Below are 26,478 nucleotides of genomic sequence, written 5' to 3' on the forward strand. Positions count from 1 at the left end.
GCAAAAATTCGACGCTTACCCGGGCGGCGTCGAGAAATTGTCGCCGGAGCGCGGCACGCAACAAAGCCTACGGAATAGGCCGCGGCCGCTGCGCCGGCGCGAAAAAAGCGCGGGCCGGGCGGCTGCTTCGCGGCAGGATCAGGGGCGGGCGGCGGGAGGGATCACTCCTCGCCGTTGACCTTTTCGAGATATTGTCTCATCGCCTTGCGGCGAACGCGAATCGTTCTTTTTTCCACCTTGAGAATCCCTTTTGCGCGAAGGTCGCGCAGGCTGCGGGAAAGCGTTTCCGGGGCGGTCGAAACGGCCTGGGCGAGCTCCTTGTTGGAAAGCGGGATCTCCACGACCTCTTCCTCCGAGCCGGCGCGGTCCAACAAGTTCACGAGATGCTCGAGCAACAGCGCCACCCGTTGCTCGACCGGCAGCCTTGCCATCCCGACGCGCCGGTAGAGGCGAAACAGATTCTCCGAGAAATGGCGCGCGAGCTGGAGAGCGAGCGCGGGATGGCGCTCGCCGAGCAGCCGGAGCTGACGCCAGCCCATCCGTCCGATCTCGACCTGTCCCCCGGTGGTGACCGCGGCACAGGGATGGCTCGCCGCGGCGCCGTCACTGACGCCGCTGATGATGCTGCAGGGGACCGCTAGGTCCACGATCGCTTCCTCCCCTCCAGGCACAACCGTCGTCAATTTCACGACGCCGCGGCAAATGAGATAGACTCCGGTGACCGGCTCGCCCTGATGGAAGATGAACTTTCCCCTGCCGGCCACCGAGTAGCGGGCGAGCCCATCCGAAAATTCCTTGCAGGCTTTTTCCCCCACTCCCTTCAGGAACCCCTCCTCCCGGTGCGGGCAGTCGAGGCAGGTTTTCTGCATGCCGGACATTGTCGCGCCAATAAATTAAATAGCCTACTTTATAGTGAAAAGTCTTGACGTAAATCAATGGTAATTTTGACTCGGATCAATGCAGGAGTTTGGAGACAGTTGTATGGTGGAAGAAAAACAACTCCCTCGATTTCGCCAACGAGGGCTCAGCAAGTCAGGAATTCGGCCTCGACGAAGCTTGGCTGACGCATAACCGGCTTCACCGCTCAAATGGCACCGACTCACCCCGTTTCGATCATCGGCGAGCATCCGCTCATGGTAAAGATCAAGGCTCTGGTCGACCGAGTTGCGGCTACGGACGCAACAGTGCTCGTAACCGGAGAAAGCGGGACCGGGAAAGAGATCGTCGCCCGCGCGCTCCATGCCTCCAGCGCCCGCAATCACGGGCCGTTCGTTCCCGTAAACTGTGCCGCGATCCCGCACGACCTGCTCGAAAGCGAGCTGTTCGGCCACGTGCGCGGCGCGTTCACCGGCGCGCTCGGCGCCCGCGCCGGCATGTTCCAGCTGGCCGACGGCGGCACGCTTTTCCTCGACGAGGTCGGGGAAATGCCGCTCGCGCTTCAGGCCAAGCTCCTCCGGGTTCTCCAGGAGCGTGAGGTCCGCCCGATCGGCGCCGACCAGAGCGTCCCGGTCGACGTCCGCGTGATCGCGGCGACGAACAAGGACCTGGTGCGCGAAGTCGAAAAAGGGACCTTCCGCGAGGATCTCTTTTACCGCCTCCAGGTGATTCCGATTCACCTGCCGCCGCTGCGGGCCCGCCGCTCGGACATTCCGCTGATGATCGATTTCTTCCTCGAGCGGGCGAACCGCCGGCACAACAGCTCGGTTCGCATTGCGCCCGAGGTGGGCATTCATCTATGGGAGTACGACTGGCCGGGAAACGTGCGCGAGCTGGAAAACGTGATCGAGCGGATGGTGCTCCTGTGCGAGGGGGGGCGGATCGAGATGCAGGACCTTCCTCCCAACATTTACAACTTCGTCTCCGACAAGAAGATTCCGCAGCCGACCCTCAACGGCAAAGAGCTGGACCTGCGGACCGCGCTCAAGCAGTTCGAGTACCGGCTCATCGACGAAGCCCTGCGCCTCACCGACGGGAACAAAGCCATGGCCGCGCGCATGCTCAAGGTCAAGCGAACCACGCTGCTCGCCAAACTGCGAAACCGAGACTTGAGGAGGGACGAGGTTGAGAACAAGCGACTTCCCCTTGCCAGCTAGCCGGTCCTCCGGGTCGAGGATCCTGGTGGTCGACGACAACAAGGACCTGGTGGAGTTTCTCCGTCGCCTGCTCTCACACCACGGATTCGACGTGCGCTGCGCGTTCAGCGGCGCCGAATGCCTGGAAGCCGTACGGCGCGAGCCCGTCGACCTGATCGTTCTCGACGTGATGATGCCGAAGACCGACGGCCTCCAGGTGTGTGCCGAGCTCAAGCGCACCGCGCCTTCGATTCCCGTGATGCTCCTTACCGCGAGGGACGACCTTGCCACCCGAGCCGCCGCCATGTCGCTCGGAGCGAGCGAGTTCGTCGCCAAGCCGATCAACGTTGCGGATTTCCTCGCGCGCGTGGGAACCCAACTGGAGATGCGCGGCTGGCAGAAGACCATCGACGCCGCTTTTGCCAGAACGAAAGGAGACGACACGCCCGCGGGGAAATGAAGCCACGCCCGAGCCGGAAGGCCGCCTCGTCCCCGCAAGCGCTCGGCGGAGCCCCAAAAGACCCTTTTCCTCGTCTGCCTGTGCCGTCCCCGGATGGCAAAAAACGGCGCGAGGGTTTGCCCGCGGGCGGGCGAGCTTCGCGTTAAAATTCCCTGCTTATCACCGGTTTTCTTTGGCACCATCTTTGCTGCCTTCATAGGCTTAGCACTAATGAGATGCGTGCCGCGGGAATTGTCCGAGTACCGTTTGGCAGGCAGAGAAAAAAATGAACCCGCAGAAAATCAGGCTCCTCGAAGAGCAATACCGGCGGGCTGCCAGGGAGCTTTACGAGCACGAGGGAATGCTCGAGATCGACGACCAGGCCGCGGTCACGCTGCCCGACGGCGAGGGCAGCTACGGCGCTTACGTGCAGGCCTGGGTATGGGTCGGCAGCGAGGAGGCAAAGCGGCACCGCCCGACGGGTTCGTAGCCTTCTCCCTCAAATTACTGGCCGGTTCGTCGTTTTCCCGCTTTTCCCTCCCTGCTTTACGGTTTGAAACGTTAGTCGACCGCGGTCGAAACTCAGATTTCGGCCCGGCGGCTGTGCATGGCGAGCGCCATGTCGTGGACCACCGAGACGTCGAATGAGTCCGTGGTGGTGGCTGAATTGGTACGGTAGCGAACGGAGATCGTGGGCCCCAGCCACGAGATCGTGAAGCTTCGAGCCTGCTTTTCCTCCAGATAACTCCCGAGCGCGCGAAGCATTTGCGAGACGGCGCCCTGGGCGGCGTGCGGAGTGCCGCGTCGCGAACGCCCCTCGGAATCGAGCCGTTCGATATCCGTGGGGGTGTAGCGCAGCTCTTGCATGGACCGGGGCAACCCGTGCTCGAGAACCGGCGCAGGCGTTTCGCCCCAAATTTCCTCGACGAGCCTCGCGAGGAATTCTTTCGACGGCGACCTCTCCGATCCCGGATCGCGAGGCTGATAACGCACGACGTACTCGTTGCCGCGCTGCTTGAGCTCGAAGCTCTCGGTGCCGCTCAACGCCTCCAGGGCCTGACCCAGGGCTCTGAGCGCTCTGGAATGTTTAAGATTCGACGCAGCCATCCCGATTCCGGCCGGACGTCGCTCTGCCGTCCGCAGACGGGGTCGATTCTCCCACCATGGCGGGCGAGATACAAGGCTTCGACGGAAGAATTCAGAGACCGGGGGGAAGAGTAGGTGAAGGCTAAGGGCGAGCGGTACCGGTCCCGGCAGGGTCTTGCTTTCTTCCCCGTTTTGGGATTGAAAGGGTCGGTTTCTTATGTATCGGGCCTTTTATCCGTATGTGGTTTTCTGGGGACTGGGGCTTGCGGCGACCGCCGTGGAGTGGCGCTTCCGAGCCCGCTCCGTCCCCTACCGTCGAGTGATCCTCCCGGACCTCGCGGCGCTTGTGCTCTACGACGTCTTCTTCATGCTCGCCGTCCTGCTGACCGACCGGATCCCGGTCCCTCACGCGCCCGCAACCGTGAGCGCGGTGCCACTGCCGTACAGGCTGGCTGTCTTCCTGATCGTCGAGGATTTCGGCCTCTATTGGGTGCACCGGCTGATGCACACGAAATACTTCTGGCGCACCCACATGTGGCACCACTCTCCGAACTACATGTACTGGCTTGCCGGCATCCGCGCGACTATTCCGCACGTAATCCTCTTCAATCTGGCGTTCGTCGCCTCGCGGCCGATCCTTCACGGGGCCCCCTTCTGGGTCTTTCAGCTCATCATGGCCGAGCACGTCTTTCGCAACGACTGGATGCACATGAACGTGAGCTGGAGCTCGAGATGGCTCGAGTGGGTGGTCGTGACGCCCCGTTATCATCACATCCACCACAGCGACGACCCGCAGCACTACCGTTCCAACCTGGGCTCGCTGCTGACGGTCTGGGACCGTTTGTTCGGGACGTACTACGACCCCGAGCGCGCCACCAAGGAGCTGACGTTCGGAATCGGGACGCGGGTTAACCCGCTCAGGTTGGTGCTGGGGGTGTGAGGGGAAGGGCTTCCGCCGCAAATTTGACAAACCGTCCGGCGAATTGATAACTGGAGGACGAGATTTGACCGGGCCTTTGGACGCTAACCAATCACTACGGAGGCGCTCATGATCACCGCAAGCGAGCTGAACGGGGTATTGGCGATGATGCCGGCTTTCGCCACACCGGATGCTGTGGACATTCGGGCTACGCAAACCATCGCCGTCGACAACCTGAAGGAAGCGGTCGATAAGATCATCAAGGACGGGGTCCACAACATCGCCACCACGGGGACCTACGGCGAGTGCTACAACCTGCTGTTCGACGAGTTCAGGGTGCTGGCCGCGGCGACGACGGAAGCAGTCAACAAGCGAGTCCCGCTGTTCATCGGCTGCACCAGCCCCAATCCGAGGGAAGTCGTCCAGAAGATGAACTTCGTCAAGGATCTCGGAGCGGACGGCGTGCTCCTCGGCGTACCTTACTACGAGACGCTGCCGGTGGCGGATGCGATCCGCTTCTACCACGACATCGCGGACCTCTTCCCCACTCTTGCAATCGTGATCTACCACAACCCCGAGAATCACAAGTTCACCATTCCGGTCGCAGCCTTCAAAGAACTGGTCAAAAAACCGAACATCGTGGGGATGAAGGACAGCCACCGGACGACGCAGGCTTTCATGAGCCTGCAAAAGATCATCAAGGGGAAGATCAGCGTCTTCGTGAACCAGACGCAGCTCTATCCTTACTATCAGTTGGGAGCTGCGGGCTGCTGGTCCACCGAGGTGTGGATGGGCCCGTGGCCGGTGCTCTACCTGCTCGACGTCGTGCGGCGGGGAGACGTTCAGAAGGCGATCGAGGTCATCGACGATCTGATCGGCGACGGGAGCGGCGGCCGGCCGGTCCCGGGAGCCGGAAACAAGCGCCCGGCCGAGTTCGCCGATTACTGCAAGGTCGGCCCGACGCGCGTTCCGTTTCTCAATTTTCCGGAAGCGGAGCTGGCCAAGGCGAAACGGCGGGCCGAGCACTGGATGAGGCTCAATGCCAAGTACCGGCCGCTCGTGGAGGCGGCGCGCGCCCGAACCGCCGCCTGAAGCTCGGCTGCGTTTGGAGGAGGCGGGCACGGCCCGCTGCCCGGCCGCCGTCAAGAAACGCGGCGGGAAGCTCAACGCCCTTTTTGGAGGTTACGGGAAATCTTCTCCCGCGCTCTGGGTCGCGCGCGTGTTTTCGCCGTTCTCCAGAGAAACGGCGCTTGCCAAAAAAGAGCGTGCGCTCTATTATCACCGACGGAGCGCACCATGGGATTCTATGCTGACGTCTGGCTGCGCCAGGCCCGTGACGGCGTGGCGGCGGAGCAATCCGACTTCGAGAAAATCGCCGAGGCGGTCGAAAAAGCGATCAAGGCGGCGCTGTTGGAAAACCACGGAAGCATCCCGAAGAAACACGACCACGACAAGCTGGTGACGCTCTGCCAGTCGACCGGCGTGTGGGACGTCTTACCGCCGGCGCTCAAGAACCTTGTCCAGGAGGTCGAATCGTACAAGCTCTCGGCGCAGCAAGGATCGACCGCACCCGTTTCCGCCCCGCAGGACCTCGCCAGGTATTTCTCGATCGCCCGCCGGCTGATCGACTACATGGAATACCACGTCATCGGCAACGACTCGGTTCTGAAAAGGCTTACGGTCGGCTGAAGCCGATGACCTATCGCATCTCGTTGCTCGAATCGGGTCGTCGGGCCGAGAAAGCGACAGGGCGGCCCGATGGAAACTCTTTCAGAGGTGCCAACCCATCGTCTTCGCTGCCGACGGCTGCCCCTAGCCTGGTCGGCTCACCTCGAAACCCGGCTTGAACGGTTTGAACCGTCAGTCAGTTGACCGGCAGAAGCGACTCGACCGTGGCGATCTCGAGGGCGTCGTGGTTGCCGCTTTTCATCCGGGTCATGCGACTTTCCGCCTCGTTCATCAGCTCTGCCACGCTCCGCGGAGCCTTGGCACAGGCGATGGCGCTGATGAAAAAAGTGACGGGCTGAGCGTATCGGCGCCGCTCTTCCCGCAGAGCGCCCTGCATCTTTTCGAGAACGAAGCGAGCCCCTTCCGGTTCGGTGTTCGGCAGCAGCACCGCGAACGCCGTGCCCCCGATTCGCCCCACCAGGTCGGCCCGCGGAGCGTTCTTTCGTATCGTGTGGGCGATCGCGCAGAGCATCTGATCGCCGGTGACGTAGCCGAAACGGTGATTGATCCATTTGAAGCCTTCCACGTCGATGTAGGCGAGCGCGATGGGCTCGAGCCCGAACGCCCGGTCCATTTCGCGCGCCGCAAGCTCGTAAAAGGCGCGGCCGTTCGGCAACCCCGTGAGAAAATCGCGACTGGCGAGCTCGGAGATCTGGTCAAGCTTGGACCTGAGCTGCGACAGAGCGACCGCGACGGTCAGCAGAATCCCGGCGCGCATCAGAAAATTCCAAATCTCGATCAAGGAGGAAGAGTAGGAACGCTCCCCGACCTTGCCGACCACGGTCCAGACGACGGCGCAGGCCAGCGCCATGCCGATTGCCGCCCGGCTCTCCACGAACCAGCTCACCAGCGCGATCGGGAGGAGATAAAAAAAATGGATGTGCGGCTCCCGGCCGGTCATGAAATCGAGCGCCCCCACCGTGGCCATCAGAAGGATTCCAAGCGCGAGGTTCGTGGCCTTGGTTCGACGCTCCAGAAATCTGAGAACTGTTTCCATCATCGCCTTGCCGCACCGCGCCGAGCTTTGCGCGTTTCATCCCGGGACCCGGGGGAGCGATGCCTGGCCGACCTGCCCCGATCCGGCCGCACAAGCCGGGATGCCGAAGCTTACGGCTGCTTTCCTCGCGTTTTCGGCTGAAGCTAAACTTTTGTCGGGGAAGTTTCAACCGCGCCAGGCCGGCGGAGCACCCGAGCCAGGGGCGAAAAAAAACGAGTGAGGACACCTGCGAGCACGGCGACGGCACACACGAAGCTCACCCCGCCGATCCACGGCACGAGCCGCGGAGCCCGACAGGCTCGAGGCGGGACATCGGGTTTGAGAATCTTTCGGTAAGAAGAACGTTGCTTCACAGTTGGGACGGTTGCAGTTCTCGTGCCAGCCACAGCAGAAAACGAAATGGGCTGAATTGACGCAATCTCGACGGTGCTGCCGGACCGCGCTCAAGCTACGGCCGCGACATCCGTGTCAAATCGACGCGCCCGGTGACAAACGAAAGCGAGCAGCGGTCTCGCTCACGGCTTCTTCTGCCCTTCCTCGCGCACGTCCCCAGACTTGATCCAGCCTACCGTGCCCCGAGCGGTCCGCACCATGTACCAGTCGGCCCTGTTGCCGACGCTCTGAACAAGCGGCGTCAATGTTTCGCCCCGTGCCAGATGCTCCAAGGTCTGGCCTTCGTCGTCCTGCCGCGCGTAAAGCGAAGCGTGCTCGGAGGAGACTACCAGCTTCGCCGCCACCGCACGGCTGTCGGGCCCGCCAACGAACCCTTGCTTCATTCCTTTTCCCCCGGAGCCGGAACGGGATGCCTTCGGCGCTGACGGGCTCTGCCTTTGAGTCACCCCCCCGACGGCTCTTCCGTACTCGCCGAAAGCCTGGCCTCGGGCCGGCCTGGGAGCAAAAACCGCCAGAGCGCTAGCGGTTGCGAACAGGAGCGTCAGTGTCAGCTTCATGCGACCGCCTCCATCGATGTCATTGTAGTGCCCTGGGGCAAATCCAACAACAAGAATTCCGGGCAACGAAGCTGCGGGCCCGGGCGCCTCCGGGGAGGCGTTGTCCGCCGGGCTTCATTTCTTCCGGAAGATCAGGATCGAATGGCCGATGGAAGCGACCGGCGCCTCGGCCCTGTAACCGGCGTAAAAGTCCTTCGGCAGATAAAGGCCCGCCAGGAAAGTGGCGCTGATCGCCACGTAATCGGCCGGTTCGGAGGCGGCGTTACCGGACCACGGCGAGAAAACCAGGCTCCCGGGCAGCGGCGTCGCATCGATCCCGTAGGCGGCCGGATTGACCGTGCCGAAATAAGCGAGCTCGATTTTTCGGGCTTTGTGCTCGTCCATCCAGCGCTTGAGGCCCGGCAGGTCCTGCCCCCAGTCCAGGTTCGAGTCGACGAGATACCTCGATCCGTTCCGCGGGCCGCCCGCCAGCTCGTTGAAGAACGCCAGGTAGTCCGGGTAAGTTTTGACCCAACCGGCCAATAGCCAAGCCGCCAGGAAAAGGAGCGCCCACCGTGCCCATCGGGACCCGCAACTCCAGAGCACCGCAACGCGTCCCCCGAGAAAAACAAAAAGAAACGGATAAACCGGCAGGATGTGGCGCAGTCCGATATTCAGCTTCGAGCCGGCCGCCGCGCTGAAAAAGACAAGCGCCGGAATCAACAAAAAAAGATCGTCCCGCGACGGCCGGAGGCGGCGAAACGGCGAAAGGACGACCGAAATCGCGATCGCGGCCAAGACCGGCACCGGGGTCTTCACGAGGAACGCCACGGGAAAGTAGAGCCACGACCCGTGTTCCGAAACCGCTCCCAAAAGATACGACGGCCGGTCGAATCGCCTTGTCGCGTCGAGCAGGCCGTAGAGCCAGGCTTCGGGTATTAGAAGGTATCTGGCGTTGAGCAGCGCCACCGTGCCGAGCCAGCTTTCTTCCGTCGCCAGGAGCCCGATCCGGAGCCGGCCCGTCTGACCGCCGACCGCATCGAAACGGAGGCCGTGAACCGCCCAGATCGCGCCGTACGCCGCGAAGACCGCCAGCGCCACCGCCGCGAGCACAAGAGCGATCTTGTGCCACGCGCTCGTAAGCACGCGCGGGGATGTGATCTCGGAGTACTGCGGTTGTGGGGAAAGCGCCAGCACGACGCCCAATAAGGCCCAGACGGGCAGGATCACCAGAAACGAGAACTTGGTGACGGCGGCGAGAGCGAAGCACAGCGCGGTTCCGAGCAAATTCGGCCAGGTCAGGCGGCACGAGGCCCTCCAGAAAGCGTACGTCCCCGCGAAGAAGAAGAGCGCGAACGGCACGTCGGTATGAATGATCGAGGAATGGGCCGTGATATTGGGATCGAGGCAGTAAAGCGAGAGCGCCGCCAGAGCAGCGAGCTCCCCGTAGAGGTCTCGTGCGCAGAGAAATACCAGAATGCCGAGACCGGCGGCCAGGCAGATCATGACCAACTTCGGGTAGGCGATAAACCCGGGTGTGCGGGCGTTGGCGAGGAAAAATCGATCTGCCAAGTTCCAGCCGTATCGCTTCTTGACTTGCACGCGATCCCGCTCCCGCGCCGTAATGGAACTCGCGTCGACCCCGGTGGCGAGCAACGGCAGCGCCGCGAGGATCTTGGCGAGCGGCGGGTGCTCGGGATTCACCCGGAAATCGCCCCAACGGAGATGGGAATAGCCCGCGTAGAGATGGAGCGGTTCGTCGAACGTCGGCGACTTTTGCAGGGCGGCCGAATAGGAAAGACCCATGAAGGCGAGCAACAGCAGTACGGCAGTCACCGTCCCGGAGAACGAAAAGATATCGCGGTCGCCGTTCCCCATCAAAGTATCAGTGGTTTGCTATGAACCGGCGGGCGCCGCTTGACCGGCTTGAACAGTTGCGCTTCACCTGCGGAACGAACTCCTCACTAAGTCGACGCTCGACTTTTGCCGGTCGTCACCCCGTGCCGTGCGCGGCCGCGTCGAGCGCCCGCCTTCTGTTTCGCCGCCACACGCCAAGGGAAATCGCGGCGAGGACGAGGAGCGTCGTCATGGAGACGATCAGCCCGAGCCTGAACGATCGGGGCTCGTATTTGAACTCCACCACGTGCTCGCCCGCGCCCAGCGGGACGGCGCGAAAGAAGAGGTTGGCGCGATAGATTTCGGCTTCCTTTCCGTCGACGTACGCTTTCCACCCGGGGTAGTAGGAATCCGCAAGCACCAGGATTCCCGCGCCGTCGAGCGAGGCCTGGACGGTGACGGAGCGGCTCCCGTAGCTCACGATCCTGGCGCTCGCGGCGGCCGCCCGCCGTTCGCCGAGCGGAGCCTCGGCGTTCAGGATCACCTCGGCCCGGGGATCGAAGCCGGGGGAGGCGAGCCGCTCCAGGACGCGCCTGGCGCGCGACTCGGCGACGCTATGGCCGACCACGTAGGCGCGCGGGACCGGCTCCTGGATCTCGTAGAGCCAGGCGTGGTCCCCCGGGAAGCGCGCTAAAAGGACAAGCCCACCGGCGGTGAGGGGCTGGAAGGCGACAACGTACCTGACATTGAAGCTGCGCAGCAGTCTTGTTTGAGTCGAAGCGTCCAGCGGATTGGCGAAAGCGAGAAACTCCGAGTAGGGCCAGCGTGCCAATGCGTCGATCTCCTGAAAATAATCGAAACCGTGAAGGATGCCCTCATTCGGCAAGAGATAGCGTGAGAACAACGCCGTGGTCTCCTCGAAGGAACGGCGTCCATGCACCACAAACCGGCTGGGGTGGAGGTTATGAGGAGCCGGATAATAGAAAAGGCGGTTTAAGCTCGGGTCGGGTCGCGGCAGAATACGGAAGCCGTTGCTGAGAAAGCCGGGATCCAGCGGAAAGAGAAGGCCGCGGTGAGTCCACGCGAGATCGACGAAAGCGACTGCCGCGAGAAGAGCGCCGAACAGCAACCGTCGGATCACGTTCTTGCTCGCCAACCAAAACAAGAGTAATACGCCGACGATCAGCACCGTCTGTCGCTCTATACCGGCGAGTACAGCGGCGGTGATTTCCGATTGTATTCCGCTTCCCGGTGCAACGCCCGCTCTGGCCGAAACGCCTCGTGCGACGATTTCCGAATGGAAGCGAAAATAGACGTACGTCGCCATACACGCAACGCTCAACGCCGCCACCGCGAGTCCTTTCCTCCTCGAACCCGGCTCGTCGCGATCGAGAAACAAAACAAAGCCTTTCAGTGCGGCGTACAGCAGGAGCAGTTGCGTGATATAGAAAAACTTCTCCGGAAAGCGCAGCGCCCCGAGGAACCAGAGATGCGTATAGAGGAATGGGTAAAGCGGGGTATGACTTCCCAGCGCAAGCACTAAGGTAACGCCGATCAGGACCGCAAGAGGCAGCTTAGGGCGCCACGAATCGAGGAGCAGCCAGAACCAGACGCCGCAGATCGCCGCTGCGCCCATGTAGTAACTCACGAAGAACGGGGTTCCCCGCGCAAAAAAAAGCTTCAACCCGCTCGGCGCACTCGGGTCGGGCTCCTTGTCGGAAATCAGAAGGTTTACTAGACTCAGCGGCTCCAGGGACCAGGTCATCGCTTCTCCGACTGGAATCGCCCGGCGGCGCCGCGATTCCAGAAACAGCTCGGCGGTCGGCGCAAGTTGGACCATCGAGAGCGTCACGACCACAAGATTCGCGGTGACCAGGGTCACTGCCATACGGCTCCAGGAAACAGCCGGCAGGGATCGTTTGAGCCTCAGGCCATCGAGCGCTACCAAAGCCGTGTTCAAAGCGTAGATCTCAGGGGATCCAGCCAAAAAACCGATCGTGGAGAGAAGGCCGAACGACAGAAAAGCTGTCCAGGAACCTGCGCATACCGCTCGCTCCCAGAAAACCAGCAGCCATGGCAGCCAAACCGCCGCCTGAAAGTGATTGAGCAGGTTTGTCAAAGAAACGGTCGTACCGCCAAACGCAAAAAGCAACGCCGCAACGACCGCGAGACCATGGGAATAACCCCACCTGCGTGCGAGGTGATAGGCGCCGACGGCAGCAACCAGAAAATGGAAAACGAACAGAATCCGTATCCCGTCGAAGAACGAGACCGCAAGAAAGATAAAATGCGGTGGATAGAAGACCCCGGACTGAAAACTGGCCAGAACCGGAAATCCCGTCGCCATATGGCTATCCCAGAGGGGAAGGTTTCCTGAGCGATAGCTTTCGAATAGCGTAAACCGAAGCGGGTAGAAGTAAGTGCTGAGATCGCGGAAAAACGGCACTGACTCGCGGAAGATCAAATCCTGGCAGAACCAGGAGACAAGTAAGGTCAGTGCGATGATACCAAGGCGGTCGCCATCGAAGGCGGCCGCGAGTTGCTCGCGCTTCATGGAGTTGGGAGATTCAGGAATCGAGGGACGCGAAAACAAAAAGGGGTGAGTCGCCAGGACCCACCCCTCAGAAAAACCTACGCGCGAAGTGGGTCCTTTACGGGCAAGGTCCTCCTGTAATCTGTCCCGTGTTGCTCTCGAAAGTCCACGTAGTGGTACCGCAATTGTTGTGGGAAGCGGACAGCAAGAAGGTATTCGTACCGACGGTGGCGCCGATATTGACGTCAGTGCTCTTGTTAAAGCCTGATGGGTTACTACTGCTAAGGGTGCCGCTTCGGTACGTGAAGTTCTGGGTGAAATACGCTTCCTCGGCCGTCGCGGCGTTCCTCAGGTCCGCCTTGACCTGCGCTTCGTAGCCGCGCTTGCGATACTCCGAGAACTGCGGAATCGCGATCGCCGCGAGAATTCCGATAATTGCAACGACCACCAGGAGTTCGATCAACGTGAACCCCGACTGACTCTGTAATGGTGTTTTCTTCATATAGTTGAGCTCCCTTTCCTGTGCGTGGTAGATTCTTTGGTGCCCGACCCCAAGCAACTCGTCGATCTTCGATCCCCCACCAAACCCAACGTCGATGACTTCATGCTCTTCTCACCTCCTTCTCAACCCGTGGGCTATGATGGGTTCGAAGTTGCCAGGAGGCTGCAGCAAAACGGAGGCCATGGCTTCTCCGTCCATCGCTCCACGGCGACGCGGGGGAACCGAAGCCTCCTTGTATTCCTTTCACTTCCAGTGGGTTACGACTCGGAAAATGGGTCTTTCTCGGCACCGGTGCATGCGGGAGCCCTAGCGAGGTATGGACATAATTCCGTTTTATTGAACCCGACAAGGTGACAAAAATTGTTACTGCGGCTCTTCGGTTTCGCCGTGACCGTGCCCCTTGGTATTGAGCATGCCGTATTTCTCCAGGCGGTGGCGGAGGGATCGATAATTGATGCCCAGAATCTCGGCAGCGCGCTTCTGCACCCCGTTGGCCCGTTTGAGGGCGCCCAAAAGGATGCATTTTTCGTGGGTTTCGAGCTCAGCGTCGAGAGAAAGCCCCTTGCTGAAGAAAAGATCGGCGCCGCCGGGCGCGGTTTTCTCGAAAAGCTCCGCTTCTTCGGCAATCGGGGTTCCCTTGACGTGCGCGGGAAGGTCGTCCTCCGTGAGCGCCGCAGAGGTCGCGACCGCGACCGCATGCTCCATGATGTTCTCCAGCTCGCGCACGTTTCCCGGGTAGGAATAATTCACCAGATGCATCAGCGCGCCGCTCGAGATCTCCTCGATCTTCTTCTGCTGCAGCTCGGTGAACTTGCGGAAGAAATAGTGCACGAGCGCCGGGATGTCCTCCTTGCGGTTTCGAAGCGGAGGCATCGTGATCTGCACGACGTTCAGCCGATAGAAAAGATCCTCGCGAAAACGCCCCTCCTCCATCTCCCTTCTCAGGTCCTTGTTGGTCGCCGAGATCACGCGGACGTCGACCTTGACCGGCTTGTTACCCCCCACCGGCGTGAAGGTCCTGTCCTGGAGCACACGCAGTAGCTTGACCTGGAGATGAAGCGGCAGCTCGCCCACCTCGTCGAGAAAAATCGTTCCCTGATCTGCCTGCTTGAACAGACCGGGATGATCGGCAACCGCCCCGGTGAACGCCCCTCGGACATGGCCGAAGAGCTCGCTCTCGATCAGATTCTCGGGAATCGCGCCGCAGTTGACGGCGACGAACGGCTTGTTCTTCCGCGGCCCGTTGAGGTGGATGGCGCGCGCGACGAGCTCCTTGCCGGTGCCGCTTTCCCCGATGATCAGGACGTTAGTGCTGCTCGAAGCGACCTTTTGCACCAGCTGGTTGATCTTTTCGATTCCGGGGCTCCTGCCGATCACTCCTTCGAAGTGGAACTCGCCCGGTCCCCGGGCCTCCTGCTCCTTCGCCTTGCGCAGCTCCTCTTCGAGCCGGAGCTTCTCCTCCATTTCTTTCTGTTTGGTGATGTCGTCGAAGATCGAAAGATAGCCGATCAACTGCTGCCCGGCGTCGCTGAGGGGAGCGAGCGTCAGGCGCAGCTGCTTCTGCGCCCCCTGCGCCGTCGCGAACGAGATCTCGTCGGCGACCACGCGTGGCCCGCTCTTCGATCCGTCGAAGCGATACGAGAGTCCGGGGAAAATCTCGTCGAGTCGCTTTCCACGGACCGTTTCCTCGGCCAGTCCGGTCAGGTTCTGCGCTTGCACGTTGAAATAGTTGACGCGACCGCCAACGTCCGTGATGGCGATTCCGCTGCCGACTCCCTGGAGCAGCGCCTGCTTCAACGCGTCGAGCTCCTGATAATCGAGCTGCTTCGCCTTGAGCGCCTTTTCCGTCTCGGCGAGCTTCTTCGCCAAAAACCCGCCGAGGCCCGCGATCGCGAAGAAACTTCCCGCGTTGAAGACGTGAGGCATCACCGCGGCCCACGAGGCGGGCACGCCTGCGCCGCGGTGCAACGTGTAGGCCCAGCTGAGCAGCGCCACGTAACAGAGGCTCGAGAAGATCGCCGTGAAAAACGCCCCGCGGTAAAAGAGCAGGATGGCGCCGTTCATGACCGCCAGGTTGTAGAGGAACGGAAACGGGCTCGCGAAATCCCCCGTGATCCAGATGATGCCGGTGATGAGCAGGACGTCGAAATCGACCTGCAGGTGGGCGAAGAAGCGCAGATCCTTGATCCGCGGCAGGGCGAGGGCCGAGATCACGGAAATCGCGTACGCGAGGATCAGCGGAACCGAGAGCGTGTAGAGAAACCGGAGATCGCTTTGCTGGTTGAAGAAATGGAACAGCGCCGTGGCGCCGAGAAAAAAAGAGACGATGACCACTCGGAGAAAGAGCAGCCATCGCATCTTTTCGGTCAAATCCTTGCGCTCGTCAATCACTTTGCGACCGCCCACGGGCGAAGGTGTCGGCGTGTCAAGACCCGGCGGGCGTCTAAACCAGCGACCCCAACTGGAAGATGGGCAAGTACATCGAAATCACCAGACCTCCCAGAATCACCCCTAAAACCACCATGATCAGCGGTTCCATCAACGCGGTGAGGTTGTTCACCGCGTCGTCCACTTCCTCCTCGTAGAGATCCGCGACCTTCTTGAGCATGGCGTCGAGGCCGCCGGTGCTCTCGCCTACCGCCACCATCTGGCAAACCATCGGCGGGAAGATCCTGCTCTCGCGCAGCGGCTCGGCCACGGTTTTTCCCTGGCTGATGCTTACCCGGCTGTCGAGGATCGCCTTCTCGACGACCTTGTTCCCCGCGGTCTTGGCAGTGATCGCCAGACCGTCCAGGATCGGAACTCCGGAGCTCAAGAGCAGCGACATGTTCTGCGAGAACCGGGCGACGGCGACCTTGCGCAGCAGATCGCCGAAGATCGGCAGGCGCAGCAACAGGCGATCGATCGTCATCCGGCCGTGCTCGGTCCGGTAGTACATCCGGACCGCCGCGATCACGGCGACGACGGCACCGAGCACGTAGTACCACGACTTCACGAACCAGTTGCTGAGGTTGATCGTGACCTGGGTCGGAACCGGCAGCGCTTTTCCCATGCTGCCATAGAGCTCGGAAAAAACCGGAATGACGAAGATCAGCAGGATCGCCACGACGATCGCCGCGACCACCACGATCGTGCACGGGTAGATCATCGCCCCCTTGACCTTTTTCCTGAGCTTGGTCGCCTTCTCGATGAACATCGCCACGCGGTTGAGGATCGTGTTGAGCACACCGCCCGCTTCGCCCGCCTCGACCATGCTGGTGTAGAGGTCATCGAAGATCTTCGGATGCTTTTTCAGCGCCTCGCCGAGCGTCGATCCGCTTTCGACGTCCTGCCGGATCGTCCGCACGGTGTTGCGCAGCACCTTGTTCTCCGACTGCTCCGCGAGGATGTCGAGACACTGAACGATCGGCAGCCCGGCGTCGATCATCGTCGCGAACTGCCGGGTGAACAGCGAGACATCCCGGGGTTTGACCTTCTCCCCGAGCCCGGGGATCCGAATTTCTCTGCTGAGGCCGGTCCCTTTCTCGCGGATGCGGTTCGGAAGCGGCCGTATGCGCCGGTCGCGCAGCAGTTGAAAGACCGCATCCACGCTCGGCGCTTCAAGCTCCCCCCTCATGGTTTTCCCTTGAGCGGTTTTCCCTTCCCACACGTAGATCGGCATAAGAGTCGTCGCCCAAACACCGGCGGCCGCGCCGCCGGACGGCTATTTCGCCAAAAGCTCCGCGCCTCCGTCTCAGAAACCCAGGGAGAAAACCGAACCGAATCCCTTGTCGCTGTCGGTCACGCGGATCGTTTCCTCGACCGTGGTCAAGCCCTCGCGGACCTTCTTGAGCGCGCTCATGCGCAACGTGCTCATGCCCAGCTTGACCGCCTCGCGCTTGAGCTCGATCGCGGAGGCACCGCGCAGCACCAGCTCCTTCAACGGCTCCTCCATCACCATCACCTCGTAGATCGCCAGCCGGCCCCGGTACCCGGTGCCGTTGCAGTTGGCGCAGCCCCTCCCGCGATGCGCCTCGAAATCGCCGTGAGCCTCCGCAGGGTCCACGCCGAGGCCCACCAGGACCTCCGGGCTCACCTCCACGCGCTCCTTGCAATTCTCGCAAATCCGGCGCACGAGGCGCTGGGCGGCCACCAGGTTCACCGACGAGGTCAGCAGGAACGGCTCCACCCCCATGTTCACGAGCCGGTCGAGGGTAGACGGGGCGTCGTTGGTGTGCAGCGTGCTCAGGACCAGATGGCCGGTCAGAGCAGCCTTGACGGCGATCTGTGCGGTTTCGAGATCGCGGATTTCGCCGACCATGATGATGTCGGGATCCTGGCGGAGGAAGGAGCGCAAGCAGGCCGCGAACGTGAGCCCGATCTGCTCGCGCACCTGGACCTGATTGATCCCCACGAGGTTGTACTCGACCGGATCCTCGGCGGTCGAGATGTTGACCTCGGGCTTGTTCAGCTCGGAAAGCGCGGAATAGAGCGTCGTCGACTTGCCGCTTCCCGTCGGGCCGGTGATGAGGATCATCCCGTAGGGCTTGTGAATCGCCTCCTTGAACGCTTCCAGCGTCGGCGGATCGAAGCCGAGCTTGGTCATGTCGAGCTGAAGATTCGACTTGTCGAGCAGCCGCATGACGACCTTTTCGCCGAACAGCGTGGGCAGCACCGAGACGCGGATGTCCAGCTCGCCGCTGTTGCCCATCTTCAGCTTGATCCGGCCGTCCTGCGTCAGGCGCCGCTCTGCGATGTCCAGCCCGGCCATCACCTTGAGGCGGGAAACCAGCGGGTTCTTGAGCCGCAGCGGCGGGCTCATGATCTCCTGCAGCACGCCGTCCACCCGAAAACGGACCCGGAACACCTTCTCGTACGGTTCGATGTGAATGTCGCTGGCGCGTCGCTTGGCCGCATCCGCCAGGATCGCGTTGACCAGGGTCACCACGGGCGCTTCCATGGTGGCCTGTTGCAGCTCCTGGAGGTTCACGTCGTCCTGTTCGTGGATGACCTCCATGTCGCTGTCGCCGAATTTTTTCAGCACCTCGTCGTAGCTCACCCCGCCGAACTTGTGGTCGAGCGCTTTCTTGATCGCCGAAGGCGACGCCAGCGCGACGCGCACGCCGTAGCCGGTTATGAACTTGACCTCGTTGATGGCGACCAGGTCCGTCGGGTCGGACATGGCGATGGTGAGGGTGGAGCCGATGAGCTTGAGCGGAATCAGCTGGTGCTTCTGGACAAGCTGTGGAGGGACGAGGTTGAAGACGGAATCGTCGATCTCCGAGGGAACCGGATCGACCTTTTCGATACCGAACTGCCTGGCGAGGAAATCGGTGAGCGCCTCCTCGGTGACGAAGCCCAGCCGCACCAGCTCGCGCATCACGCTGGAGCCGTTTTCCCGTTCCTTTTCCTGGGCTTTTTGGAGCTGCTCGCGGGAGACGACCCCCCCGCGCACCAACAGCTCTGCGACGCGTGCTTCCATAGCTCTGCCGGGAATTCTAAATTATCCGAAAAGACAGGAAAACTGTCAACAAAACTTTCACAAGGACGTTTTACTAGGAACTTTGTTGGTAGGTAGACACCCGTCAAAAGTGGGCCGAGACCTGAAAGTGCGGGCGCCGCGGCATAAAAGCTCCCGCTTCGGCCCGGGCGGTCGGATAACCCGCTCTCGGGGAGGACGCGGTCGGGGCCCACGCGGCACCGGCCCATTGACCGCGCCGGAAGGTCTCGGCCGGGAGGCACCAGGATACGATGCACACATCGTTACGAGCTCACCCGTAATTGGCCGCGCGCTCTGGAAACGAGGCTTCCGGGCAGGGCGCTGGAGGAAAACAAGCCCGGCCTCCGACGTCGTCGCCTTCGGGCTGCCGCCGTAAGGGGCTAGGAGCGCTTGCGCAGGGCCGCCTGCGCCGCGGCGAGCTTCGCGATCGGCACGCGGTACGGGGAGCAGCTCACGTAGTCGAGGCCGATCTCGTGACAGAAGACGACCGATTTGGGATCGCCGCCGTGCTCGCCACAGATGCCGATCTCCAGGGACTTGCGGGCCTTTCGTCCCTTCTCGACCGCGATGCGCATCAGCTCGCCGACCCCCTCCTGATCGATGCTCACGAAAGGGTCCTCGGGCAGAATACCATCGAGCACGTAGGTCGGCAGGAACTTCCCGGCATCGTCGCGCGATAGCCCCAGGCAGGTCTGCGTCAGATCGTTGGTCCCGAAGGAGAAGAACTCGGCCTCGCGGGCGATTTCATCGGCGAGCAGACAGGCGCGCGGCAGCTCGATCATCGTACCGATCAGGTAGCGAACCTTGACGCCGTAGGCCTTCATCGTCTCGGCGGCAACCCGCTCGACGATGCTCTTCTGCGCCGCCAGCTCCTGGCGCGAAGCGACCAGCGGAATCATCACCTCGGGAAAGGGGTTTCTCCCCTGCTTGCGGAGCTCGCAAGCCGCCTCGAAGATCGCGCGCGCCTGCATTTCGGTGATTTCCGGGTACGAGATCCCGAGCCGGCAGCCGCGGTGGCCGAGCATCGGGTTGAATTCCTGGAGCACCTTGACCTTGTGGCTGAGGGTCTCCACCGCAACGCCCATCACGCGCGCCAAGTCTACGATCTCCTCGGGCTTGTTGGGGAGGAACTCGTGCAGCGGCGGGTCCAGGGTGCGAATCGTGACCGGCAGCCTGCCCATGATTTCCAGAATCGCCTTGAAGTCCTCCCGCTGCATCGGCAGCAACTTGGCGAGCGCCCTGCGGCGGCCGCTTTCATCCTCGGCGAGGATCATTTCGCGCACGGCCTGAATCCGATCGCCCTGGAAAAACATATGCTCCGTGCGGCACAGTCCGATCCCCTCTGCCCCGAACGCCTTGGCGATCCGGGCCTGATCGGGCTGGTCGGTATTGGTCCTGACTCCCAGCTTTCGGACCGCGTCCGCCCAGCGCATCAGCCGGGCGTACTGCTGGTAGACCCGCGATTTCCTGGCTTCCTTCGATCCCCCGGTGAGAACCTGCAACACCTCCGAGGGCAGCGTGCGAACCTCTCCCCGGATCACCTCCCCCGTGCTGCCGTCGATCGAGATCCAGTCGCCCTCCTTGAGAACGGCGCCGTCCACGGACATCGTCCGCCCCGCATAGTCGATCTGCAGCGCCTCGCATCCGGCGACGCACACCTTCCCCATCTGGCGCGCCACCAGAGCTGCGTGAGAAGTCATACCGCCGCGTGCCGTCAGGATCCCTTGCGCCGCGTCCATGCCGCGAATGTCGTCGGGGCTCGTCTCGATCCGGCAGAGAATGACTCGCTCGCCTCTGCGTTTCCATTCCACCGCATCTTCGGCATGGAAGACGATCCGGCCGGTCGCGGCTCCCGGCCCTGCGGGCAAACCCTTGGCGAGCACGCGCTTTTCCGCCGCGGCGCGCTCCTTATCCCGATTATCGAAAACCGGCCGCAACAGCTGATTGAGGTGGTCGGGCTCGATGCGCAGCAGCGCCTCGTTCCGGTCGATGATGCCCTCCTCGACCATGTCCACCGCGATCCGCACGGCCGCAAAGCCCGTGCGCTTCCCCGCCCGCGTCTGCAGCATCCAGAGCTTGTTGTTCTCGATGGTGAACTCGACGTCCTGCATCTCCTTGTAGTGCCGCTCGAGAATTTTGCAGACCCTCTCGAGCTCGGCGTACGCCTTCGGCATCACGATCTTCAGATCCGCGATCGGCCGCGGGGTGCGAATCCCAGCGACGACGTCCTCTCCCTGGGCGTTGACCAGAAATTCTCCGTAGATTCCTCGGTCTCCGGTGGAGGGGTTGCGGGTGAAAGCGACTCCCGTAGCGCAGGAGTCGCCCAAATTGCCGAAAACCATGGCCTGGACGTTGACGGCGGTGCCCCAGGTGTGCGGGATGTGGTACAACTCGCGGTAAGCGACGGCGCGGTCGTTGTTCCACGACCCGAAGACCGCACCGATTGCGCCCCACAGTTGCTCGTACGGATCCTCGGGAAACGGATGCCCCGTGCGCTCTTTGACCGTCTCCTTGTACCGGGCGACGACCTCCCGGAGATCTTCGGCGCTGAGCTCCGTATCCAGCTGCACCCCTCGCGCTCGTTTTTGCTGCGCCAGAGTTTCCTCGAAGGGATCCCGTTCCAGCTTGTCCCGCGGGCGCAGGCCCAAAACCACGTCCGCGTACATCTGCACGAAGCGCCGGTAGGAGTCGTAGGCGAAGCGCGGGTTGCGCGTGCGCGCGATCAGACCCTCGACGGTGCGGTCGTTGAGCCCCAGATTGAGCACCGTGTCCATCATGCCCGGCATCGATTCCCGCGCGCCGGAGCGAACGGAAACGAGCAACGGGTTCGCGCTGTCGCCGAAACGGCGGCCCATGATCTCCTCGACCCTGCGGAGGGCCGCCATGGTCGCCGATTCGAGACCTTTCGGGTACCGCTTCCCGTGCGCGTAGTAATACGCGCACACCTCGGTGGTGATCGTGAACCCCGGAGGGACCGGAACCCCGATGCGCGTCATTTCGTGCAGGCCCGCCCCCTTCCCGCCGAGCAGGGCCCGCATCGCCTCTTTTCCCTCGGCCCGACCGTTCCCGAAGAAGTACACGTATTTGGCTCGCTTGGACATGGCTATCTCCGTTGCTTGGGCCGTTCCACGGTGACCATGGACCTGGCCGCTTCTACACCGCAGAGAGCTTGTGGAGAAAGGGTGCGGACTTGATCTCCCGATCGAGCTGGAAACGGATGAATTTCCCGATCACGTTCTCGATCTCCCGGACAATCCCGGGCGAAAGATTTTTCCCCCATCCGAAAGCAACGTCCCGCTCCAGATCGGCGATCGCGTCCAGCGCCGCTCCCGCTAAGGGTACCACCTCTTTTCTGCTTCGCGAACAGCCCTGGCACAAAAGCCCGCCGTCGCGGAAGCTGAAGCACCACGCCCCGTGACCGCCTCGAAGCCACGCCGCCGAGCAAGCCCGGCACCGATCCAGGACGGGCCGGTAGCCCGCCAGCCGCAGCAGCTTTAGCTCGAAGGACGCGAGAAACGAAAACGAGGCTCCTTCGCCTTCGAGATGGCTTAAAGCGGACCGCAAATGCTCGAACAGGGGTCGGTTCTCCTCCCCCTCGCCGACCATCCCCTCCGTAACCTCGACACAGTACGAGGCGAAGGCGATCCGGTCGAGGCCGCTCGCCAGTTTGTGGAAGCTTCGCATAAGCTCGCAGCCCAGGATGAAGACCAGACCGCCGGCAGAGCGCTCCTGGAATCGGAGCCGAACCAGGGAAAAGGGCTCGAGGCAGTTCCCGAAACGCTTGACTGAGCGCTTTGCGCCTTTTGCGATCCCCCTGAGCTTGCCGTGATCTTCGGTCAGAAACGAGACAATTTTATCCGATTCACCGAACGGCCAAGTACGCAGAACGATGGCCGAGGTGACATAGCTGAGACGCATAGGGCAGGTTCGAGCTAAGGAAAACACTTACCACGTTTGGGGGTGGGACACAAGTAGCGAGAAAATAAACGGTTTTTTCTTCACTTAAGCTTGACAACCGGGAAAGCGGTGATTACATTGCCGAGACAATCATTGCGGAGCCCGTACGATGACCGAAGATCCAAAAAAGCCAAACGAAACGGCCGAGATCGATAACCAAGAACGAAGCAGCGGCGAGAGCGCGGCCGAGCCCCAAAATGCTTCTCCGCCATCGCCCGAAGTCGAAACGGAGAACCTGCGTCAACAACTGGCGGCAGCCGAAAACCAGGCCCGGGAAAACTATGACCGGTTCCTCCGGGCTGTCGCCGAGCTCGAGAATTTCAAGAAGCGGGCCGCGCGGGACAAGGAGGAAGCGGTCCGCTTCGCCAACGAAGATCTCATCCGCGATTTGCTCCCGATCGTAGACAACCTGGAGCGTGCGGTCGCCCATGCCAAGGGCGGCGGGAACGGGAAACCGATCGTGGAGGGGGTTGAGATGATTCTTCGGGCGCTCATGGACGTGCTGGCGAAGCACGAAGCGGTGCCGATCGCGGCCGTCGGAGAGCCCTTCGACCCGGAGAAGCACGAGGCCATGGCACAGGTCGAGAGCGAAACCGTCGCGCCCAACACCGTGACCGAAGAGCATCACAAGGGCTATTTGTTTCGCGGGCGACTGCTGCGGCCCGCGCTCGTGACCGTCGCCAAGGCACCCGAGAGAAAGGCTCAAAAAGACGGCGATTCCGAGGTTGAAAAGACGCCCACCGATGATTAAATAAGCTGCGAGTCAAGGCCCTCAAAGGAGTAAAGAGGTAACGAAATGGCCAAAGTCATTGGAATCGACCTGGGGACAACGAATTCCTGCGTGGCGATCATGGAGGGCGGCGAGCCGAAGGTGCTTGTCAACTCCGAGGGAAGCCGGACGACCCCTTCGGTGGTCGCCTTTACGGACAGCGGCGAGCGGCTGGTCGGACAGATCGCGCGGCGCCAGGCGATCACGAATCCCGCCAACACGATCTTCGCGGTAAAGCGCTTGATCGGCCGGCGCTTCGACGACCCCATGGTCAAGAAGGCGATGAGCGTGCTGCCCTACAAGATCGTGCGCAGCGACAACGGCGATGCCTGGGTGGAGATTCGCGGCAAGCAGTACAGCCCGGCGGAGATCTCGGCCATCGTTCTGCAAAAGATGAAGCAGACCGCCGAGGACTATCTCGGCGAGAAGGTGACCGAGGCGGTAATCACCGTTCCGGCGTACTTCAACGACAGCCAGCGCCAAGCGACGAAGGACGCCGGTCGCATCGCCGGCCTGAACGTGCTGCGAATCATCAACGAGCCCACTGCCGCGTCGCTGGCCTACGGGCTGGACAAGAAGAAAGACGAAAAGATCGCGGTCTTCGACCTCGGCGGGGGGACCTTCGACATCTCCATCCTGGAGCTGGGTGACGGAGTGTTCGAGGTTAAGGCGACCAACGGCGACACCTTCCTCGGCGGGGAGGACTTCGACCAGCGCATCATCGATTATCTCGCCGACGAATTCAAGAAGGACCAGGGTATCGACCTGCGCAAGGACCGTATGGCGCTCCAGCGGCTCAAGGAAGCGGCCGAGAAGGCCAAATGCGAGCTGTCGTCCTCGATGGAAACCGATATCAACCTGCCGTTCATCACGGCCGACCAGCAGGGGCCGAAGCACCTCAACATGAAGCTCACGCGCTCGAAGCTCGAAGCGTTGTGCGCGGACCTGCTCGATCGCCTGGAGCCGCCGTGCCGCCAGGCCCTCAAGGACGCGGGGCTGAGCCCGAGCGAGATCGACGAGGTGATCCTGGTCGGCGGGATGACGCGCATGCCGGCCGTGCAGGAACGGGTCAAGAAGATTTTCGGCAAAGACCCGAACAAGAGCGTCAACCCCGATGAGGTCGTGGCGATCGGCGCTGCCATCCAGGCCGCGGTGCTCAAGGGCGAGGTCAAAGACGTCCTGTTGCTCGACGTCACGCCGCTCTCGCTCGGCATCGAGACCCTGGGCGGGGTTTTCACCAAGCTGATCGAGCGTAACACCACCATTCCGACCAGAAAGAGCCAGATCTTCTCCACGGCCCAGGATAACCAGACGGCGGTCTCGATCCGTGTCTTCCAGGGGGAGCGCGAGATGGCGGCCGACAACAAGCTGCTCGGCCAGTTCGACCTGGTCGGTATTCCGATGGCGCCACGCGGCGTGCCGCAGATCGAGGTCACGTTCGACATCGACGCGAACGGTATCGTGCATGTCTCCGCCAAGGACCTCGGCACCGGCAAGGAGCAGTCGATCAAAATCACCGCTTCCAGTGGCTTGACCGAAGAGGAAATCAAGCGCATGGTGAAGGACGCCGAGGCGCACGCGGCCGAGGACCGCAAGCGCAGGGAAACGGCCGAGGCTCGCAATCACCTCGATTCTCTGATTTACTCGACCGAAAAATCGCTCAAGGAGCACGGCGCGGATCTCGACGCTTCGATCAAGAGCAGGATCGAGGACGCGTTGAGCAAAGCGAAGAAGGCCCTTGAAGGCCAGGACGCCGCCGCCATGCGGGCAGCGGCCGAAGAGCTGAGCCAGGCCTCGCACAAGCTCGCGGAGGCGATGTACGCGAAGGCTTCGCAACAGCAGCAAGGGGCACACGCGGGCGCTTCTGCCGGAGGCGACGGCGAGGCGCAGAGCGGCAAGAAAAAGAAAGACGACGTCGTCGACGCCGACTTCGAGGAGGTCAAGGATTGACCGGACCGTGACGAGGCGTTTTGTCCCCGTCCACGGAGCAAAAGCCCCGCCTCCTGCCCCGACTCCAGGAGGGGGGCTTTCTTGCTTGTAATAATGACGTAAGGCGGCAGAGGTCAGAGTTTGAACGGCAAAAAAGACTACTACGAGCTGCTGGGCCTCAGGCGCAACGCGAGCGAAGAGGAGATCAAGAAAGCTTACCGGAAGCTGGCTCTGCAATACCACCCGGACCGAAATCCGGGCGACAAGCAGGCCGAGGAGAAGTTCAAAGAGATTTCGGAAGCCTACCAGGTCCTCTCCGACCCGCAAAAACGCGCTCAATACGACCAGTTCGGCCACGCCGCTTTCGGCGAAGGCGGACCCTTCGCCGGAGGCTTCGATTTCACGGCCGGCTTCGAGGACATCTTCGGTGATATTTTCGGGGAGTTCTTCGGAACCGGCGGCGGCCGGCGGCGGGGCCGGGTTAAAGGCGACGACCTGCGCTACAACCTGACGCTCAGCTTCGAAGAGGCGGTCACCGGCACGGAAAAGAAGATCAGGATTCCCCGGCACGGCACCTGCGAGACCTGCCGCGGCAGCGGAGCCCGTCCGGGAACCGCGCCGCAAACCTGCCCAATGTGCCGCGGGCGCGGCCAGGTGAGCTTTCAACAGGGCTTCTTCAGCGTCTCGCGCACCTGCAGCCAGTGCCACGGCCAGGGCACGGTTCTCACCGATCCCTGCCCCGAGTGTCGTGGTGCCGGGCGGGTGCGCCGCATGCACACGCTGAGCGTCAAGATTCCGCCCGGCGTGGACACCGGGTCGCGGCTCAAGCTACGGGGCGAGGGTGAGGCGGCTCCCGGAGGCGGAGTGCCCGGCGACCTCTACGTGGTCATCCAGGTGGAGCCCCACCCGATCTTCGTCCGCGACCAGCTCGACATCATCTGCGAGGTCCCGATCAGCTTCGTGCAGGCGGCGCTCGGGGCCGAGATCGACGTGCCGACGCTGGACGGCAAGGTCAAGATGAAAATTCCTCCCGGAACACAAAGCGGCAAGGTCTTTCGCCTGAAGGGCAAAGGCGTACGGGACGTCCAGGGGTATCAGCAAGGAGACCAGCTCGTACGCGTCATCGTCGAAACCCCGACCCGGCTCACGCCGCGACAAAAGGAGCTGCTCAGAGAGTTCGCCGCTGCCGGCGGGGAGGAAAGCAACCCGATGTCCAAGGGCTTTATCGACAAGGTAAAGCAGCTTTTCGGGTAGAAGCGCGCCACGACACCACCCGCCCCACGTCCAGGCCGCGGGATCCCGC

At 62.2% G+C, this 26,478-nt stretch carries 22 protein-coding genes; 10 read left to right on the forward strand and 12 right to left on the reverse strand.

Annotated elements, in window-relative coordinates; all coding sequences use genetic code 11:
* Positions 1 to 161: 161 nt before the first annotated feature.
* A complete protein-coding gene (locus VNN77_10630) occupies positions 162 to 869 on the reverse strand; it encodes a Crp/Fnr family transcriptional regulator (protein HXG51849.1) in 708 nt (235 codons plus the stop codon).
* Between the two features lie 219 nt (positions 870 to 1,088).
* Between VNN77_10630 and VNN77_10635 the strand changes: the two genes are divergently transcribed.
* The 3 genes from VNN77_10635 to VNN77_10645 all read left to right on the forward strand — a co-directional run bounded on the left by VNN77_10635 (position 1,089) and on the right by VNN77_10645 (position 3,001).
* Positions 1,089 to 2,093, forward strand: a complete 1,005-nt coding sequence (locus VNN77_10635; GenBank protein ID HXG51850.1) for a sigma 54-interacting transcriptional regulator — start codon at positions 1,089 to 1,091, stop codon at positions 2,091 to 2,093.
* A 25-nt stretch (positions 2,094 to 2,118) separates the two neighbouring features.
* Positions 2,119 to 2,532, forward strand: a complete 414-nt coding sequence (locus VNN77_10640; protein ID HXG51851.1) for a response regulator — start codon at positions 2,119 to 2,121, stop codon at positions 2,530 to 2,532.
* A gap of 265 nt (positions 2,533 to 2,797) precedes the next feature.
* The gene (locus tag VNN77_10645; GenBank protein ID HXG51852.1) at positions 2,798 to 3,001 is read left to right on the forward strand and encodes a hypothetical protein; all 204 of its coding nucleotides are present in this window, start codon (positions 2,798 to 2,800) and stop codon (positions 2,999 to 3,001) included.
* A 92-nt stretch (positions 3,002 to 3,093) separates the two neighbouring features.
* Here the strand turns inward: VNN77_10645 and VNN77_10650 are convergent, their stop codons facing one another.
* Positions 3,094 to 3,618 carry a hypothetical protein gene (locus VNN77_10650; GenBank protein ID HXG51853.1) on the reverse strand — a complete coding sequence of 175 codons (525 nt, stop codon included), beginning with the start codon at positions 3,616 to 3,618 and terminating at the stop codon, positions 3,094 to 3,096.
* A 196-nt stretch (positions 3,619 to 3,814) separates the two neighbouring features.
* Here VNN77_10650 and VNN77_10655 point away from each other — a divergent pair, with 196 nt between their 5' ends.
* From VNN77_10655 to VNN77_10665, 3 genes are all read left to right on the forward strand, one after another.
* Positions 3,815 to 4,537: a sterol desaturase family protein gene (locus VNN77_10655; GenBank protein HXG51854.1), complete on the forward strand. Its 723-nt coding sequence runs from the start codon at positions 3,815 to 3,817 to the stop codon at positions 4,535 to 4,537.
* Between the two features lie 108 nt (positions 4,538 to 4,645).
* Positions 4,646 to 5,608 (forward strand): dihydrodipicolinate synthase family protein, encoded by a 963-nt coding sequence (locus VNN77_10660; protein ID HXG51855.1) that lies wholly within the window; start codon positions 4,646 to 4,648, stop codon positions 5,606 to 5,608.
* A 204-nt stretch (positions 5,609 to 5,812) separates the two neighbouring features.
* Entirely contained in the window at positions 5,813 to 6,205 is a 393-nt protein-coding gene (locus tag VNN77_10665; protein HXG51856.1) for a HEPN domain-containing protein, read from the forward strand.
* A gap of 175 nt (positions 6,206 to 6,380) precedes the next feature.
* Here VNN77_10665 and VNN77_10670 read toward each other — a convergent pair whose 3' ends face one another.
* The 4 genes from VNN77_10670 to VNN77_10685 all read right to left on the reverse strand — a co-directional run bounded on the left by VNN77_10670 (position 6,381) and on the right by VNN77_10685 (position 11,771).
* Complete coding sequence (locus tag VNN77_10670; protein ID HXG51857.1) at positions 6,381 to 7,244, reverse strand: GGDEF domain-containing protein; 864 nt, start codon at positions 7,242 to 7,244, stop codon at positions 6,381 to 6,383.
* A 512-nt stretch (positions 7,245 to 7,756) separates the two neighbouring features.
* A complete protein-coding gene (locus tag VNN77_10675; protein ID HXG51858.1) occupies positions 7,757 to 8,017 on the reverse strand; it encodes a hypothetical protein in 261 nt (86 codons plus the stop codon).
* A 288-nt stretch (positions 8,018 to 8,305) separates the two neighbouring features.
* The gene (locus VNN77_10680) at positions 8,306 to 10,048 is read right to left on the reverse strand and encodes a hypothetical protein (GenBank protein HXG51859.1); all 1,743 of its coding nucleotides are present in this window, start codon (positions 10,046 to 10,048) and stop codon (positions 8,306 to 8,308) included.
* 115 nt (positions 10,049 to 10,163) lie between these two features.
* Positions 10,164 to 11,771 (reverse strand): YfhO family protein, encoded by a 1,608-nt coding sequence (locus VNN77_10685; protein HXG51860.1) that lies wholly within the window; start codon positions 11,769 to 11,771, stop codon positions 10,164 to 10,166.
* Between the two features lie 66 nt (positions 11,772 to 11,837).
* Here VNN77_10685 and VNN77_10690 point away from each other — a divergent pair, with 66 nt between their 5' ends.
* The gene (locus tag VNN77_10690) at positions 11,838 to 12,383 is read left to right on the forward strand and encodes a hypothetical protein (GenBank protein ID HXG51861.1); all 546 of its coding nucleotides are present in this window, start codon (positions 11,838 to 11,840) and stop codon (positions 12,381 to 12,383) included.
* A 274-nt stretch (positions 12,384 to 12,657) separates the two neighbouring features.
* Here VNN77_10690 and VNN77_10695 read toward each other — a convergent pair whose 3' ends face one another.
* From VNN77_10695 to recO, 6 genes are all read right to left on the reverse strand, one after another.
* Positions 12,658 to 13,041 (reverse strand): prepilin-type N-terminal cleavage/methylation domain-containing protein, encoded by a 384-nt coding sequence (locus VNN77_10695; GenBank protein ID HXG51862.1) that lies wholly within the window; start codon positions 13,039 to 13,041, stop codon positions 12,658 to 12,660.
* Positions 13,042 to 13,404: 363 nt separating this feature from the next.
* Positions 13,405 to 15,432 (reverse strand): sigma 54-interacting transcriptional regulator, encoded by a 2,028-nt coding sequence (locus VNN77_10700; GenBank protein ID HXG51863.1) that lies wholly within the window; start codon positions 15,430 to 15,432, stop codon positions 13,405 to 13,407.
* Between the two features lie 52 nt (positions 15,433 to 15,484).
* Positions 15,485 to 16,702: a type II secretion system F family protein gene (locus tag VNN77_10705; protein ID HXG51864.1), complete on the reverse strand. Its 1,218-nt coding sequence runs from the start codon at positions 16,700 to 16,702 to the stop codon at positions 15,485 to 15,487.
* A 72-nt stretch (positions 16,703 to 16,774) separates the two neighbouring features.
* Positions 16,775 to 18,502: a type IV-A pilus assembly ATPase PilB gene (gene pilB, locus VNN77_10710; GenBank protein ID HXG51865.1), complete on the reverse strand. Its 1,728-nt coding sequence runs from the start codon at positions 18,500 to 18,502 to the stop codon at positions 16,775 to 16,777.
* A gap of 398 nt (positions 18,503 to 18,900) precedes the next feature.
* Positions 18,901 to 21,621 carry a pyruvate, phosphate dikinase gene (ppdK, locus tag VNN77_10715; protein HXG51866.1) on the reverse strand — a complete coding sequence of 907 codons (2,721 nt, stop codon included), beginning with the start codon at positions 21,619 to 21,621 and terminating at the stop codon, positions 18,901 to 18,903.
* A 52-nt stretch (positions 21,622 to 21,673) separates the two neighbouring features.
* Entirely contained in the window at positions 21,674 to 22,438 is a 765-nt protein-coding gene (gene recO / locus VNN77_10720) for a DNA repair protein RecO (protein ID HXG51867.1), read from the reverse strand.
* Between the two features lie 148 nt (positions 22,439 to 22,586).
* On the opposite strand from recO, the gene grpE reads away from it, so the two are divergent.
* The 3 genes from grpE (at position 22,587) to dnaJ (ending at position 26,429) form a co-directional block, all read left to right on the forward strand.
* The gene (gene grpE / locus VNN77_10725) at positions 22,587 to 23,228 is read left to right on the forward strand and encodes a nucleotide exchange factor GrpE (protein HXG51868.1); all 642 of its coding nucleotides are present in this window, start codon (positions 22,587 to 22,589) and stop codon (positions 23,226 to 23,228) included.
* A gap of 45 nt (positions 23,229 to 23,273) precedes the next feature.
* Positions 23,274 to 25,196: a molecular chaperone DnaK gene (dnaK, locus tag VNN77_10730; GenBank protein HXG51869.1), complete on the forward strand. Its 1,923-nt coding sequence runs from the start codon at positions 23,274 to 23,276 to the stop codon at positions 25,194 to 25,196.
* Between the two features lie 120 nt (positions 25,197 to 25,316).
* Entirely contained in the window at positions 25,317 to 26,429 is a 1,113-nt protein-coding gene (gene dnaJ, locus VNN77_10735) for a molecular chaperone DnaJ (GenBank protein ID HXG51870.1), read from the forward strand.
* The last annotated feature ends 49 nt before the right edge of the window (positions 26,430 to 26,478 follow it).

It is taken from the genome of Candidatus Zixiibacteriota bacterium (genome assembly GCA_035574315.1).
Taxonomy (GTDB): domain Bacteria; phylum Desulfobacterota; class Binatia; order UBA9968; family UBA9968; genus DATLYW01.